Origin of the sequence: Nocardioides sp. zg-DK7169, from assembly GCF_013155365.1 — a bacterium.
In the GTDB taxonomy this organism is placed as follows: Bacteria; Actinomycetota; Actinomycetes; order Propionibacteriales; family Nocardioidaceae; genus Nocardioides.
This window is the reverse complement of sequence record NZ_JABJRA010000001.1, coordinates 227,368-240,947: the sequence shown is the minus strand read 5'-3', so window position 1 is coordinate 240,947 and position 13,580 is coordinate 227,368. Positions and strand designations below refer to the sequence as shown.

Genomic DNA, 13,580 nt, shown 5'->3' with positions numbered 1-13,580 from the left:
TCGTAGGATCGGGGCATGATTCGCCGGATCGACCTGCGGGGGGCCGCGAGCCCCGTCGACTATCGCGCCGCCGTGCCGCGCGCCGAGTTCGACGTCGAGGCCGCGACCCATGCCGTACGCCCGATCCTCGAGGACGTCCGCACCCGCGGCGTCGAGGCGATCCGCGAGCTCTCCGAGCGCTTCGACGGCGTGGCCGTCGACGACCTGCGGGTGCCCGTCGCGGTGATGACCGAGGCGCTGGCCAACCTCGACCCCGCCGTGCGCGCCGCTCTCGAGGAGTCGGTACGCCGGCTCAAGGCGACGTGCAGCGCCGAGCTCGAGACCGACGTGGTCACCGACCTCGCCCCGGGCGCCCGCGTGACGCACCGGATGGTGCCGGTGAACCGGGTCGGCCTCTACGTGCCCGGCGGCCTCGCGCCGCTGGTCTCCAGCGTGCTGATGAACGCCGTCCCGGCCCAGGTCGCCGGCGTCGGCTCGATCGCGCTCGCCAGCCCGCCGCAGGCGGAGTTCGGCGGCCTGCCGCACCCCAACATCCTGGCCGCGTGCGCCCTCCTCGGCATCGAGGAGGTCTACGCAGTCGGCGGCGCGCAGGCGATCGCGATGTTCGCCTACGGCGTCGGCGAGTGCGCGAAGGTCGACCTGGTCACCGGTCCGGGCAACATCTACGTCGTCACCGCCAAGCGCCTGCTCAAGGGCGAGATCGGCATCGACTCCGAGGCCGGCCCGACCGAGATCGCCGTCCTGGCCGACGACACCGCGGTGGCCGCCCACGTGGCCGCCGACCTGATCAGCCAGGCCGAGCACGACCCGCTCGCCGCGTCGGTGCTGGTCACCCCCTCCGAGCAGCTGGCCGACGACGTCCTGGTCGAGCTCGACAAGCAGGTCGCCGCGACCAAGCACGTCGAGCGGATCCGCACCGCCCTGGGCGGCTCGCAGTCCGGGATCGTGCTGGTCGACGACCTCGAGCAGGGCCTGGCGGTCGTGGACGCCTACGGCGCCGAGCACCTCGAGATCCAGACCGAGGACGCCTCGGCCTGGGCGGCGCGGGTCACCAACGCGGGCGCGATCTTCGTCGGCGCCCACGCCCCGGTCTCCCTCGGCGACTACTGCGCCGGGTCCAACCACGTGCTGCCCACCGGCGGCTGCGCCTGCCACTCCTCGGGGCTGTCGGTGCGCGCCTTCACCAAGTCGGTGCACGTCATCGACTACTCGCGCGAGGCGCTGGCCGAGGTGGCCGACCACGTGGTGACCCTCGCCGAGGCCGAGGACCTGCCCGGTCACGGTGCCGCGGTGCGCGCGCGCTTCGAGAGCTGAGGCCGCCGTGACCCAGACGAGCCCCACGGGGGAGAGGTCTGCCTGGCCGCCGCTCCGCGAGGAGCTGCGCGGCCTCGAGCCGTACGGCGCGCCGCAGCTCGACGTGCCGGTCCAGCTCAACACCAACGAGAACCCCTACGGCCCCTCGCCGGAGTGCATCGCCGACATCGCGACCGCCGTCGCACACGCGGCGAGCACGCTGAACCGCTACCCCGACCGGGAGTTCACCGAGCTGCGCACCGAGCTCGCGGCGTACCTCTCGCGCGACCTGTCCGGTCCCGGGCGGATCACGCCCGAGATGGTGTGGGCGGCGAACGGCTCCAACGAGGTCATGCTCCAGCTGCTCCAGGCCTTCGGCGGCCCGGGGCGCACGGCGCTGAGCTTCGCCCCGACGTACTCGATGTATCCGGAGTACGCCCGCGACACCCACACCCGCTGGGTGCAGGGCCGCCGCGAGGAGGACTTCTCCCTCGACCTCGACGCCGCGCGCGCCCTGATCGAGGCGGAGCGCCCCGGGGTCGTGCTGCTGCCCTCGCCGAACAACCCCACCGGCACCGCGCTGCCGCCCGAGGCGGTCGGCGTGCTGTGCGAGGCGGCGGCGTCCTATGAGCCCCAGGGCCTGGTCGTCGTCGACGAGGCGTACGGCGAGTTCCGCCGCGCGGGCACGCCCAGCGCGCTGGAGCTGCTGGGCACCCACCGCAACCTGGTGGTCAGCCGCACGATGAGCAAGGCCTTCGCGCTCGCCGGCGCCCGGCTGGGCTACCTGGCCGCGGACCCTGAGGTCCTCGACGCGGTGCGCCTGGTCCGGCTGCCCTACCACCTCTCCGCGGTGACCCAGGCGGTCGCGCTGGCCGCGCTGCGCCACGCCCCCGAGCTGCTCGGCAAGGTCGACGACCTGCGCGCCGAGCGCGACGCGTGCGTGGCCTGGCTGCGCGAGCAGGGCCTCACCGTCGCCGAGAGCGATGCGAACTTCGTGCTGTTCGGCACCTTCGCGGACCGCCACGCGGTCTGGCAGGGTCTGCTCGAGCGCGGGGTGCTGGTGCGCGAGACCGGGCCGCAGGGTTGGCTCCGCGTCTCGATCGGCACCCCGGAGGAGATGGCGTCCTTCCGCTCGGCCCTGACCGAGGTCATCGCCGCAGCACCCGACCCTCACGACCCGCACACCCTGGAGGCACCATGAGCAGGACCGCGCGCATCGAGCGGCAGACGAGCGAGTCGAAGGTCCTCGTCGAGGTGGACCTCGACGGCACCGGCAAGCACGACATCTCCACCGGCATCGGGTTCTACGACCACATGCTGACCGCGTTCGCGCGGCACTCGCTGGTCGACCTGACCGTGCAGTCCGAGGGCGACCACTGGATCGACGCCCACCACACCACCGAGGACACCGCGATCGCGCTCGGCCAGGCGCTGCGCCAGGCGCTGGGGGACAAGCGGGGCGTGCGCCGCTTCGGCGACGCCACCGTCCCGCTGGACGAGGCGCTCGTGCAGGCGGTCGTCGACGTCTCCGGGCGCCCCTACTGCGTGCACACCGGTGAGCCGGAGGGCCAGCAGTACGTCCAGCTCGGCGGCAGCACCCCGGCGTACCTCGGTTCGCTGACCCAGCACGTCTTCGAGACGCTCGCCTTCCACGGCCACTTCGCGCTGCACGTGCGGGTGCTCGCCGGGCGCGAGCCGCACCACATCGTGGAGACGCAGTTCAAGGCCTTCGCGCGCGCCTTCCGCGACGCCGTCGCGCTGGACCCCCGTGAGACGGGCGTCCCGAGCACCAAGGGTGCGCTCTGAGCGCCCGGAAGCGCGTCGTCGTCCTCGACTACGGCTCGGGGAACCTGCGCTCCGCCGTCCGCGCGGTCGAGCGGGCCGGCGCGGAGGTCACGCTGACGGCCGACCGCAAGGTCGCCCAGGACGCCGACGGCCTGCTGGTGCCCGGTGTCGGCGCGTACGCCGCCTGCATGGCGGGTCTGCGCGCGGTGCGCGGTCCCGAGCTGATCGGGCGCCGCCTCGCTGGCGGCCGTCCGGTGCTCGGCATCTGCGTGGGCATGCAGGTCCTGTTCGCCCGCGGCGTGGAGCACGGCGTCGAGACCGAGGGCTGCGACGAGTGGCCCGGCGTCGTCGAGCGCCTCCAGGCGCCGGTCGTGCCCCACATGGGCTGGAACACCGTCGAGGTCCCCGAGGGCTCGCGGCTGTTCGCGGGCATCGAGGACGAGCGGTTCTACTTCGTGCACTCCTACGGCGTGCGCGAGTGGACCCTGGAGACCAACGACCGCACCGAGGCACCGCGCGTGACCTGGTCCGAGCACGGCGGCGACCGCTTCGTCGCAGCCGTCGAGAACGGCCCGCTCTCCGCCACCCAGTTCCACCCCGAGAAGTCCGGGGACGCCGGCGCCGCGCTGCTGCGCAACTGGGTCCAGTCGCTCTGAGCGACCGGCCCGGCCCGCCGCGCGTCGTACCGTCCCCGCCCCGTCACGAGTCCGAAGAAGGAACCATGAGCGACTACCTCCAGCTGCTGCCCGCCGTCGACATCACCGAGGGGCAGGCCGTCCAGCTCGCCCAGGGTGTCGCGGGCTCCGAGCGCGCGTACGGCGACCCGATCGCCGCCGCCCTGCGCTGGCAGGAGGCCGGGAGCGAGTGGCTGCACCTGGTGGACCTCGACGCCGCCTTCGGCCGCGGCAGCAACCGCGAGCTCCAGGCGCGGATCGTCGGTGCGCTGGACATCGACGTGGAGATGAGCGGCGGCATCCGCGACGACGAGTCGCTCGAGGCCGCGCTGGCCACGGGCTGTCGCCGGGTCAACATCGGCACCGCGGCGCTCGAGAAGCCCGAGTGGTGCGCCAAGATCATCGCCGAGCACGGCGACCGGATCGCGATCGGCCTCGACGTGCGCGGCACGACGCTCGCCGCGCGCGGCTGGACCAAGGACGGCGGCGACCTCTACGAGACCCTCGCCCGCCTCGACTCCGAGGGCTGCGCGCGCTACGTCGTCACCGACGTCAACAAGGACGGCATGCTCCAGGGGCCGAACCTGCAGCTGCTGCGCGACGTCTGCGCCGCCACCGACGCCCCGGTGATCGCCTCCGGCGGGGTCACCGAGCTCTCCGACATCGAGGCGCTCATGGAGCTGGTGCCGCTCGGCGTCGAGGGCGCCATCGCCGGCACCGCGCTCTACGAGGGCCGCTTCACCCTCGAGGACGCCCTGGCGCTCACGCTCCCGGCCTCGCGGCGCGCGCGATGAGCCTCGCGGTGCGGGTGATCCCGTGCCTCGACGTCGACGCCGGTCGGGTGGTCAAGGGGATCAACTTCCGCGAGCTGCGCGACGCCGGCGACCCGGTCGAGCTGGCGCGCACCTACGACGCCGAGGGCGCCGACGAGCTGACCTTCCTCGACATCTCCGCCTCCCACGAGGGACGCGCCACGACGATGGACATCGTCTCGCGCACCGCCGAGGAGGTCTTCATCCCGCTGACCGTCGGTGGCGGCGTCTCCTCGGTCGCCGACGTGGACCGGCTGCTGCGCGCCGGCGCCGACAAGGTCGCGGTCAACACCGCCGCGATCCGCCGTCCCGAACTGGTCGCCGAGATCGCCGACCGCTTCGGCAACCAGGTCCTGGTCCTCTCCGTCGACGCCCGCCGCGCCGCCGGCACGGACTCCGGCTTCGAGGTCACCACCCACGGCGGCCGGAAGTCCGCCGGGATCGACGCCCTGGAGTGGGCGGCACGCGCCGCCGAGCTCGGCGCGGGGGAGATCCTGCTCAACGCGATGGACGCCGACGGCACCGAGGACGGCTTCGACCTCGACCTGATCCGCGCCGTACGCCGCGAGGTGTCGATCCCGGTGATCGCCTCCGGCGGCGCCGGCCGTGCCGAGCACTTCGCCCCGGCCATCGACGCCGGCGCCGACGCCGTGCTCGCCGCCACCGTCTTCCACTTCGGCAAGGTCCGGGTCCGCGAGGTCAAGGAAGCGCTGGTCGCCGGCGGTCATCCCGTGCGCTGAGACGCCTCGCAACGGGGGGCCTGGACGCAGCTGCCCAGGTGGTGCGCGCGTCGCGCGTCGGCTCGCGATGTGGCCCGAGGACATCGAGGAGGAGATCCGCGCGTCCCTCAGGGCCTTCGCCCGTGCCGATCTCGGCGCCCGCCGGCTCGAGGACTGACTGCCCCCGCGTCCGCCGTGCGACCAGGCGCCGCTCGGGCAGCGGTCTGCCCCGCCAGCGGGGTGCTGGCGGGGGCTGTGACCGGCTGTGGACGGGCGGAGCGCTCCTACGCGTCGGGCGGGTGCGCGGTGAGGAGTCGGGTGCTGCCGCGGTCCTTGACGAGGTGGAGGCCGTGGGGTGAGCGCCAGAGGTAGCTGGCCGCGTCGGTCTTGTCGTAGGTCCAGGCCGTGTGGGTCTTGGCCCGGTGATGTCGCCGGCACAGCGGCGTCAGGTTGCACGAGCACGTCGGGCCGCCTGCGCCATGGGCGACGACGTGGTCGGTGTCGCAGCGCCTCGCTGGGCGTTCGCACCACGGGAAGGCGCACGCCGGGTGGGTCAGTCGGGTCTGCTCGACCAGCCGGTCCGGCACGACGTACGCCTCGGTGTGGTGGTGGGCGTCGAGGTCGATGACGGGCTTGATCACGACCTGGGCGTCGCCGTTGCACCAGTCGCGGACCTGCTCGGTCGACACGATCGACGGGTCTCCTCGACCCTTGCGATGCCGGGCTCGCCGCCGAGGGCTGCGTCGGAGAGGTGGACGTGGATGACGATCTGGCGTGGCCTCGCTACAGCGGCTGCGCCGTCACCTGCCTCGGCACGGAGGTCGAACGCGAGCTGCCGGCGCGCGAGCTCCCCGGCGGCCATGGAGCGGCGTACGTCGAGCGACTCGGTCGAGCCGAGTGCCGCGAGCTCCTCGGCGCCCTGGCGGATCGCGGTGTCGAGGTCGAGCGCGTCGGCCAGGTCCAGCTCGCCCTCCACCCGAACGGTGCCGTCGTGGGTGGCCTCACTCGTGTGGACGTCGAAGCAACGCCGGTCGGCGGCTTCGCGGCGGCGCTTCTCCGCTGCCTCGGGGTCGAACGTCACGCGGGCGTGCTCGACGAGCCGCTCGATCGCAGCCCAGCCGACCTTCCCGACGACGCCGGCCAGTTGGCGGTCGACGAACTCGGCTCCGTCGAGGGGGAGCGTGGTGGTCAGCTGCGCGAGTCGGCGGCCCTTCCAGACCGGGACCACACCGGCACGGACCAGCTTCCAGGTGCGCTTCAGGCGGTGCGCCAGCTCGAGGGCGTCGCCGACCAAGGCCCGCGCGGAGTCAGAGGACATCCCGAGCGCGGCGCCGAACTCCAGGAGAGCGAACTCGGCCACCAGCGGCGTTCCTTCACCGGCGAGCGGGACGGCGAGCTCACCGAACACCAGTCCGCTGCTCGGGACCGGGTCGGAGACCGTCTCCTCCGGGTGCATCGACGCCCACACCAGGGCGGCCTCCAAGAGCATCACCTCGCCTCGCTGCACCGCAGCCCGCTGCTCCTGCGCGAACGCCAGCACGGCGGCTGGGGTGTCGCAGTCGGGGAGCTCCGAGGAGGCCATGCCTCATCTTACTCGAACACACGTTCGAAGACAAGGGTCCGGCGGAATCTGAAGGTGAAGACCTTCCGGATCGCCGGGGCCGCCGCCGGCGCCGTCCCAGCACCTTCAGCGCCATGCGCGGCTTCGCGGCTGGCCCAGACGGCCGGGCGGCGCCCGGCTCAGTCCGCTGTGCAGACGTAGAGCTGGAGCTCGGCATCTGCGGTGAACGGGGCGCGGGACCAGTCGCCGAAACGTTCGACGACTCGGAGACCGCCGAGCGTGAGCAGCAGCGGCAGCTCCTGGGGGAAGATGCTCCTCATCACGAGCGGCGCGACGACGAAGTCGGCCTCTGCATCGGTCGAGAAGTACCACGTTCCGGCAGTGACCTGCGCGGCGGCGTCGTAGGTCTCCTCGACATCGACGTGCACGACGCCGCGATCCGGATCCACGAACGACAGCTCGTCGCGTCTGCGTCGCACGCCGTCGGCCCGGGCGAGCATGAGCACGCTCGGGTTGAAGACGTCGAAGACGAGCCGCGCCCCCGGCGCCAGGTGGCGTCGCACCGACCGGAGGCACCCCACGAGGTCGTCAGCCCCTTGAAGATGGAGCAGGGAGTTGGCGGCGATGAACACGAGGTCGAACGTCCGACCCAGGTCGAAGTCGCGCATGTCGCCCTGCAGCCACTCCACCGCCACTCCGCGCGCGATCGCCTTTCGTCGAGCCTCCGTGAGCATCTGCGGCGAGAGATCCAGGCCCGTGCACGGATGACCGGCGGAGGCGATCGGGATCAGCTTGTGTCCGGTCCCGCACCCAAGCTCCAGGACACGCCCGCCGTGCCGGTCAGCCTCGGCGCCGTAGAAGTCGAGGGATTGCTTGCCCCCGGGAAACAATCGGTCGTACAACCTCGCGTCCGAGTAGAACTGCTCGCTCATGCGGTCGCCTCCTTCCCACGGACAGCGTCGGCCGACCCGCGCCGGCCCGGCAACCTCCTCAGCAGACCACCCCCACCCATGACCCCGCTGTCGCCGGGTACCGGGGACGGATGATGACGACGACGCCTCCTGCACCCGAGCCCGATGTCGTGCCGTCCGACCCGGAGCCCGACGTGGTGCCCTCCCCGATGCCCGCGCCGCAGCCCGGCGAGGACCCGGGCGTGCCGCCGGCGCCCGGACCCGACACCGAGCCGGCCCCGGTCTGAGCCGGGCCTCTAGCCCTCGACCCCGAGCACACAGCCGGGGTTGAGGATCCCGCGCGGGTCGAGCGCGCCCTTGACCGCGCGCGACATGGCCTGCGTGCCCGGGTCCAGCTCGCGGCGCAGCCAGTCGCGCTTGAGCCGCCCGACGCCGTGCTCGCCGGTGATCGTGCCGCCCAGGTCCAGCGCGGCGGCGGTGATCGCCTCGAACGCGCGGTGGCACGCGGCGAGCCCGTCGGGCGAGCCGTCGTGGACGAGGGTGGGGTGCATGTTGCCGTCGCCGGCGTGGCCGAAGACGCCGATCGTGATGCCCTCGCGCGCCGCGATCTCCTCGATGCGCCGGATCAGCTCGACGATCCGCGAGCGCGGCACACAGACGTCGTCGAGCAGCCAGCTGCCGAGCCGCTCGAGCGCGGGGAGCGCCTGACGGCGGGCCTCGAGCAGGGCGTCGGACTCCGCGTCGTCCTCGGCGACCGCCACGTCGGTGGCGCCGTGCTCGGTGCAGGTGCGTCCCGCGGCGGCGACCGTCGCCGCGGCGTCCGCGTCGTCGGCCTGGAGCAGCAGCATCGCGGCCGGGTCCCCGAGCCCCATGCCGGTCAGTGAGTCCACGGCGCGCAGCGTCGTGCGGTCCATCACCTCCAGCATCGACAGCGGGGCGGCGAGGAGCGCGTGCACCGCCGCGCCGGCGGCCTCCAGGGAGGCGAAGGCCGCCACGACCGTCCGGGCGGGAGCGGGCGCGGGGAGCAGGCGGACGGTGATCTCGGTGATCACCCCGAGCGTGCCCTCCGAGCCCACCAGCAGGCGGGTGAGGTCGTAGCCGGCGACGCCCTTGGCGGTACGCCGGCCGGGCCGGGCGACCGTGCCGTCGGCCAGCACGACCTCCAGGCCGAGCACGAAGTCGCCGGTCACGCCGTACTTCAGGCAGCACATGCCACCGGCGTTGGTGGCGACGTTGCCGCCGATCGTGGAGAAGGCCACGCTGCCCGGGTCCGGCGGGTAGAAGAGCCCGGCGGCGCGCGCCGCGGCACGCAGGTCCGCAGTCACCACACCGGGCTGGACGACCGCCAGCCGCTCGACGGGGTCCAGGTCGAGCACCCGGTCCATCCGGGCGGTGCTGAGCACCACGCTCCCGGCCGGGGCCTGGGCGCCGCCGCTGAGCCCGCTCCCGGCACCCCGCGGTACGACGGGGACCCGGTGCTCGTGGGCCAGGGCGAGGGCCGCGGCGACGTCGGCGGTGGTCCGGGGGCGCAGCAGGCCCGACGGCGCGCCGCCGGACCCCGACGCGTCGCCGGCGTGCGCGGCGACGACGTCGGGGTCCTCGACGTACAGGTCGGGCCCCAGGGAGGCGAACGGCGAGCCGGACGACGTCACCGCGCGCACCCCTGCGAGGTCATTTGACCGCGAGCTCGCCGAGCTCGGACCAGCCGGTGCCGGGGACCTCGGTGCTGACGATCCGCGGCGTCTCGACGAGGTACGGCGGCAGCTCGCGCTGCGCCGCCTTGAAGTGCTCCGAGGACACGTGCACGCCGCCGGCGTCGCCGTCGGTGAACGCCTCGGTCAGGACGTACTCGTTCGGGTCGTCGAGGCTGCGCGACCAGTCGAACCACAGGCACCCGTCCTCGGCGCGGGTGGCCTCGGTGAAGGAGCGGGAGATCTCGGGCCAGTTCTCGGCGTGCTCGGGCTTGATGCGGAACTTCGCGGTGATGAAGATCAAGGCTGCTCCTCGGCAGGTGGGACGGGGGGATCCGACCTTAGCCAGCCCCCGCCGGGCTCGGCCACAGCCCGTCGCGCCCGGCGACCGCGGCCACCTCCCGGGCGGCGCTGCGGCCTCCCTGGCGACCGCGTCGTCGGTACGCCGGAATACGGTGGCGAGAGGCCCGGTTGGGCCCCGAGGCGGCCAGCGCGGCAGCCGACGGCACGGACAGGAGCAGGGTGAGCGAGGAGCACGGCACGCGACGCGACACGAGCGGCACGACCTGGGCGGGTTTCCGGGTCCTCGGGGTGGCGATCCGCCGCGAGCCCGTGGTCTTCACGCTCTCCACCCTGGGCAGCGTGCTGTTCGGCGCGCTCACGGTGGCCGACGCCTGGGTGCTCGGCTGGGCCACGGACCACGCCGTCCTGCCCGCCTTCGAGACCGGCGAGATCGGCCCCGGGATGCTGGTGGCCGTCGTCGCGCTGTTCCTCGGCGTGGCCCTGCTGCGCGCGGTCGGCATCGTCGCGCGGCGCCTGGGCGCCGGCATCATGCAGTACCGCATGCAGGCCCACACCCGCCGCGCCGTGACCCGCCAGTACCTCGCGCTGCCGATGGAGTGGCACCAGCGCCACCCGACCGGCCAGCTGCTCTCCAACGCCAACTCCGACGTCGAGGCCGCGTGGGCGCCGATCGCGCCGCTGCCGATGGCCGTCGGCACCCTGGCGATGATGGTGATCGCGGTCGCCCAGATGCTCCTCGCCGACCTGGTGCTCGCCGTGGTCGGCCTGCTGGTGTTCCCGGCCGTCGTGCTCGCCAACCTCGTCTACCAGCGCCTCGCCTCCCCGCTGATGACGCGTGCCCAGCAGCTGCGCGCGGAGCTGAGCGAGATCGCCCACGAGTCCTTCGACGGCGCGCTCGTGGTCAAGACGCTGGGTCGGGAGAGCGAGGAGACCGCCCGGTTCGCGGCGGTCGCCGAGGAGCTGCGCGAGGTCAACACGCGTGCCGGCCGGATCCGCGCGGCGTTCGACCCGACGCTGGCGGCGCTGCCCAACCTCGGCGTCCTCGTCGTGCTCGCCCTCGGCGTCTCGCGCGTCGTGAGCGGTGCGAGCGACGCCGGCGCGGTGGTCACCGTGGCCTACCTGCTCACCATCGTCTCCTTCCCGATCCGCTCGATCGGCTGGCTCCTCGGGGAGTTCCCCCGCAGCGTCGTCGGCTACGACCGGGTCAGCTCGGTGCTCGCCGCCACCGGGAGCATGGAGTACGGCGAGCAGCGGCTCCCCGCGGGCGCGGGCGCCCGCCTCGAGCTCGAGGGCGTCGGGTTCGCCTACGACCCCCACCAGCCGCTGCTGCGCGAGGTGACGCTGTCCGTGGAGCCGGGGCGCACGGTCGCCCTGGTCGGCGCGACGGCGTCCGGCAAGAGCACCCTGACGACGCTGGTCGCCCGGCTCGTCGACCCCGACTCAGGCCGGGTCCTGCTGGACGGCACCGACGTGCGCGACCTGGACCGCGGCGAGCTCGCCCGCTCGGTCGCGGTGGTGCCGCAGACCGCGTTCCTCTTCGACGACACGGTGCGCGACAACGTGACCCTCGGCCTCGACGTCTCCGACGAGGAGGTGTGGGCCGCGCTGCGCGCCGCGCAGGCCGACGGCTTCGTCGCGGCGCTCCCGCAGGGCCTCGACACCCCGCTCGGCGAGCGCGGCGCGTCGCTGTCCGGCGGCCAGCGCCAGCGGATCTCCCTGGCCCGCGCCCTCGTGCGCCGCCCCCGGCTGCTGGTGCTCGACGACGCCACCTCGGCCGTCGACCCGGAGGTCGAGGCGCGCATCCTGGCTGCGCTGCGCCGCGACAGCGCCGGCGCGAGCCTGCTGGTCGTGGCCTACCGCAAGGCCACCATCGCCCTGGCCGACGAGGTCGTCCACCTGGCCGACGGTCGCATCGTCGACCGCGGCACCCACGCCGAGCTGCTGTCCCGCAGCGCCGCCTACGCCGAGCTGGTCAACGCCTACGAGGCCGACCCCGAGGCCCAGCCCGCAGGGGAGCGGTCATGAGCGACACCCGCCGCACCAGCGGCACCACGATGAGCACCGGCGAGGACATCGGCGCGTTCGAGACCGTGCGCCGCGGCATCGCCTACTCCCCGCAGCTGCTCGAGGGGATCCGCGGCACGCTCGTGCTGGCCGTGGTCGCCTCCGTCGGCCAGGTCGTCGTGCCGATCGCGGTCCAGCAGACCATCGACCGCGGCCTCAACGGCCCCGACGGCCCGGACACCTCGTTCGTCGTGGTGATGGCGCTCGTCGCCGCGCTCGCGCTGGTGGTGACCAGCGTGGCGTCGTACGCCATGACCGCGCGCCTGTTCCGCACCTCCGAGCGCGGCCTGGCCGTGCTGCGTACCCGTGCCTTCCGCCACGTCCACGACCTGCCGATGCTCACCCAGAACACCGAGCGCCGCGGCGCCCTGGTCTCCCGGGTGACCAGCGACGTCGACCAGGTCAGCCAGTTCCTCACCTACGGCGGCCTGCTGCTGGTGGTGAGCGTCGGCCAGGTGGTGCTCGCCACCGTCGTGATGCTCTTCTACAGCTGGCAGCTCGCACTCGTGGTGTGGATCTGCTTCGCCCCGCTCTTCCTCAGCCTGCGCTACTTCCAGCGCAAGCTCTCCGACGCCTACGGCACCGTGCGCCGCCAGGTCGGCATCACCCTCTCCGCGATCGCCGAGCCGGTCGTCGGCGCCGCCGTCGTGCGCTCGTACGCCGTGGAGGGGCGCACCCAGCGCCGCATCGACGACGCGATCGCCGCGCACCAGGCGGCGAGCACCCGCGCCCAGGGCATCACCGCGTTCTCGTTCTCCCTGGGCGGCATCTCCGCCGGCCTCGCCAACGCCGGCGTGCTGGTGATCGGCATCCTGCTCGGCTTCGCCGGGGAGATCACCGCGGGGGAGGTGCTGGCCTTCGCGTTCCTGGTCACGCTGTTCGTCGGACCCGTGCAGACCGGCACCCAGATCATCACCGACGCCCAGAACGCCATCGCCGGCTGGCGCCGCGTCGTCGGCATCCTGGACACCCCCGCCGACCTCGTCGACCCGGGCCCCGAGGGCCACACGCTGCCGTCCGGCCCGATCGACGTGCGCTTCGAGCACGTCACCTTCGCCTACCCCGGCGGCCCGCCGGTGCTGCGCGACATCGACCTGTCGATCGCCGCCGGCACCCGCGTCGCGATCGTGGGGGAGACCGGCTCGGGCAAGTCCACCTTCGCCAAGCTGCTCACCCGCCTGATGGACCCCACCGAGGGCGCGGTGCTGCTCGACGGCGTCGACGTGCGCACGATCGCGGCCTCCTCGCTGCGGCGCAGCGTGGTGCTGGTGCCCCAGGAGGGGTTCCTCTTCGACGACACCCTCGCCGCCAACGTGCGCTACGGGCGCCTGGACGCCACCGAGGAGCAGATCCGGGCCAGCGCGGCCGAGCTCGGCCTCGCCGACTGGCTCGACGCGCTGCCGCAGGGCCTCGAGACGCGGGTCGGCCAGCGCGGGGAGTCGATCTCCGCCGGCGAGCGCCAGCTCGTGGCACTGCTGCGCGCCCACCTGGCCGACCCCGACCTGCTGGTCCTCGACGAGGCGACCAGCGCCGTCGATCCCGCCCTGGAGATGCGCATCGGGCGCGCCCTGGAGCGGCTGATGTCGGGGCGCACCTCCGTCACGATCGCCCACCGCCTCTCGACCGCGGAGAGCGCCGACGAGGTGATCGTGGTCGACCGCGGTCAGGTGGTGCAGCGCGGGCCGCACGCCGTCCTGGCCGCCGAGCCCGGCTCGGTGTACGCCGGACTGCACGCCTCCTGGGTGGCCCAGCACGGTGTGGGGTGAC

The 13,580-nt window shown here is 73.7% G+C and carries 14 protein-coding genes; 9 read left to right on the top strand and 5 right to left on the bottom strand.

Going from position 1 to position 13,580, the window contains the following annotated elements; translation table 11 throughout:
- Positions 1-15 precede the first annotated feature (15 nt).
- The 6 genes from hisD to hisF all read left to right on the top strand — a co-directional run bounded on the left by hisD (position 16) and on the right by hisF (position 5,304).
- The gene (hisD, locus tag HOQ23_RS01100; RefSeq protein ID WP_172211032.1) at positions 16-1,314 is read left to right on the top strand and encodes a histidinol dehydrogenase; all 1,299 of its coding nucleotides are present in this window, start codon (positions 16-18) and stop codon (positions 1,312-1,314) included.
- Between the two features lie 7 nt (positions 1,315-1,321).
- The gene (locus HOQ23_RS01095) at positions 1,322-2,494 is read left to right on the top strand and encodes a histidinol-phosphate transaminase (RefSeq protein WP_172211031.1); all 1,173 of its coding nucleotides are present in this window, start codon (positions 1,322-1,324) and stop codon (positions 2,492-2,494) included.
- A complete protein-coding gene (hisB, locus tag HOQ23_RS01090; RefSeq protein WP_172211030.1) occupies positions 2,491-3,099 on the top strand; it encodes an imidazoleglycerol-phosphate dehydratase HisB in 609 nt (202 codons plus the stop codon). The genes HOQ23_RS01095 and hisB overlap by 4 nt, the downstream gene beginning before the upstream one ends.
- Entirely contained in the window at positions 3,096-3,734 is a 639-nt protein-coding gene (gene hisH, locus HOQ23_RS01085; RefSeq protein ID WP_172211574.1) for an imidazole glycerol phosphate synthase subunit HisH, read from the top strand. The genes hisB and hisH overlap by 4 nt, the downstream gene beginning before the upstream one ends.
- Positions 3,735-3,799: 65 nt before the next feature.
- Positions 3,800-4,546: a bifunctional 1-(5-phosphoribosyl)-5-((5-phosphoribosylamino)methylideneamino)imidazole-4-carboxamide isomerase/phosphoribosylanthranilate isomerase PriA gene (priA, locus tag HOQ23_RS01080; RefSeq protein WP_172211028.1), complete on the top strand. Its 747-nt coding sequence runs from the start codon at positions 3,800-3,802 to the stop codon at positions 4,544-4,546.
- Positions 4,543-5,304 carry an imidazole glycerol phosphate synthase subunit HisF gene (gene hisF, locus HOQ23_RS01075; protein WP_172211026.1) on the top strand — a complete coding sequence of 254 codons (762 nt, stop codon included), beginning with the start codon at positions 4,543-4,545 and terminating at the stop codon, positions 5,302-5,304. Before priA ends, hisF begins: the two co-directional genes overlap by 4 nt.
- A 263-nt stretch (positions 5,305-5,567) precedes the next feature.
- Here the strand turns inward: hisF and HOQ23_RS01070 are convergent, their stop codons facing one another.
- The 3 genes from HOQ23_RS01070 to HOQ23_RS01060 all read right to left on the bottom strand — a co-directional run bounded on the left by HOQ23_RS01070 (position 5,568) and on the right by HOQ23_RS01060 (position 7,776).
- On the bottom strand, positions 5,568-5,972 hold the full coding sequence (locus HOQ23_RS01070; protein WP_172211024.1) for an HNH endonuclease signature motif containing protein: 405 nt from the start codon (positions 5,970-5,972) through the stop codon (positions 5,568-5,570).
- Positions 5,921-6,865 carry a DUF222 domain-containing protein gene (locus HOQ23_RS01065; protein WP_172211022.1) on the bottom strand — a complete coding sequence of 315 codons (945 nt, stop codon included), beginning with the start codon at positions 6,863-6,865 and terminating at the stop codon, positions 5,921-5,923. The genes HOQ23_RS01070 and HOQ23_RS01065 overlap by 52 nt, the downstream gene beginning before the upstream one ends.
- Positions 6,866-7,023: 158 nt before the next feature.
- Positions 7,024-7,776, bottom strand: coding sequence for a bifunctional 2-polyprenyl-6-hydroxyphenol methylase/3-demethylubiquinol 3-O-methyltransferase UbiG (locus HOQ23_RS01060; protein WP_172211020.1), 753 nt, complete (start codon positions 7,774-7,776; stop codon positions 7,024-7,026).
- A 113-nt stretch (positions 7,777-7,889) separates the two neighbouring features.
- Between HOQ23_RS01060 and HOQ23_RS01055 the strand changes: the two genes are divergently transcribed.
- Positions 7,890-8,042: a hypothetical protein gene (locus HOQ23_RS01055; protein ID WP_172211018.1), complete on the top strand. Its 153-nt coding sequence runs from the start codon at positions 7,890-7,892 to the stop codon at positions 8,040-8,042.
- A gap of 9 nt (positions 8,043-8,051) precedes the next feature.
- Here HOQ23_RS01055 and HOQ23_RS01050 read toward each other — a convergent pair whose 3' ends face one another.
- Positions 8,052-9,407 carry an FAD-linked oxidase C-terminal domain-containing protein gene (locus HOQ23_RS01050; protein ID WP_172211016.1) on the bottom strand — a complete coding sequence of 452 codons (1,356 nt, stop codon included), beginning with the start codon at positions 9,405-9,407 and terminating at the stop codon, positions 8,052-8,054.
- A gap of 19 nt (positions 9,408-9,426) precedes the next feature.
- Positions 9,427-9,750, bottom strand: a complete 324-nt coding sequence (locus HOQ23_RS01045; RefSeq protein ID WP_172211014.1) for a putative quinol monooxygenase — start codon at positions 9,748-9,750, stop codon at positions 9,427-9,429.
- A gap of 218 nt (positions 9,751-9,968) precedes the next feature.
- Between HOQ23_RS01045 and HOQ23_RS01040 the strand changes: the two genes are divergently transcribed.
- Both HOQ23_RS01040 and HOQ23_RS01035 read left to right on the top strand, forming a co-directional pair.
- Entirely contained in the window at positions 9,969-11,774 is a 1,806-nt protein-coding gene (locus HOQ23_RS01040) for an ABC transporter ATP-binding protein (protein WP_172211012.1), read from the top strand.
- A complete protein-coding gene (locus HOQ23_RS01035; protein ID WP_172211010.1) occupies positions 11,771-13,579 on the top strand; it encodes an ABC transporter ATP-binding protein in 1,809 nt (602 codons plus the stop codon). Before HOQ23_RS01040 ends, HOQ23_RS01035 begins: the two co-directional genes overlap by 4 nt.
- Position 13,580: the final 1 nt, after the last annotated feature.

Bases quoted from the DNA above. Each gene is read 5' to 3' on its own strand.
- HOQ23_RS01055 (WP_172211018.1), top strand. From the start codon at position 7,890: ATGACGACGACGCCTCCTGCACCCGAGCCCGATGTCGTGCCGTCCGAC.
- HOQ23_RS01035 (WP_172211010.1), top strand. From the start codon at position 11,771: ATGAGCGACACCCGCCGCACCAGCGGCACCACGATGAGCACCGGCGAG.
- hisB (WP_172211030.1), top strand. From the start codon at position 2,491: ATGAGCAGGACCGCGCGCATCGAGCGGCAGACGAGCGAGTCGAAGGTC.
- hisD (WP_172211032.1), top strand. From the start codon at position 16: ATGATTCGCCGGATCGACCTGCGGGGGGCCGCGAGCCCCGTCGACTAT.
- hisF (WP_172211026.1), top strand. From the start codon at position 4,543: ATGAGCCTCGCGGTGCGGGTGATCCCGTGCCTCGACGTCGACGCCGGT.
- priA (WP_172211028.1), top strand. From the start codon at position 3,800: ATGAGCGACTACCTCCAGCTGCTGCCCGCCGTCGACATCACCGAGGGG.
- HOQ23_RS01065 (WP_172211022.1), bottom strand. From the start codon at position 6,865: ATGGCCTCCTCGGAGCTCCCCGACTGCGACACCCCAGCCGCCGTGCTG.
- HOQ23_RS01060 (WP_172211020.1), bottom strand. From the start codon at position 7,776: ATGAGCGAGCAGTTCTACTCGGACGCGAGGTTGTACGACCGATTGTTT.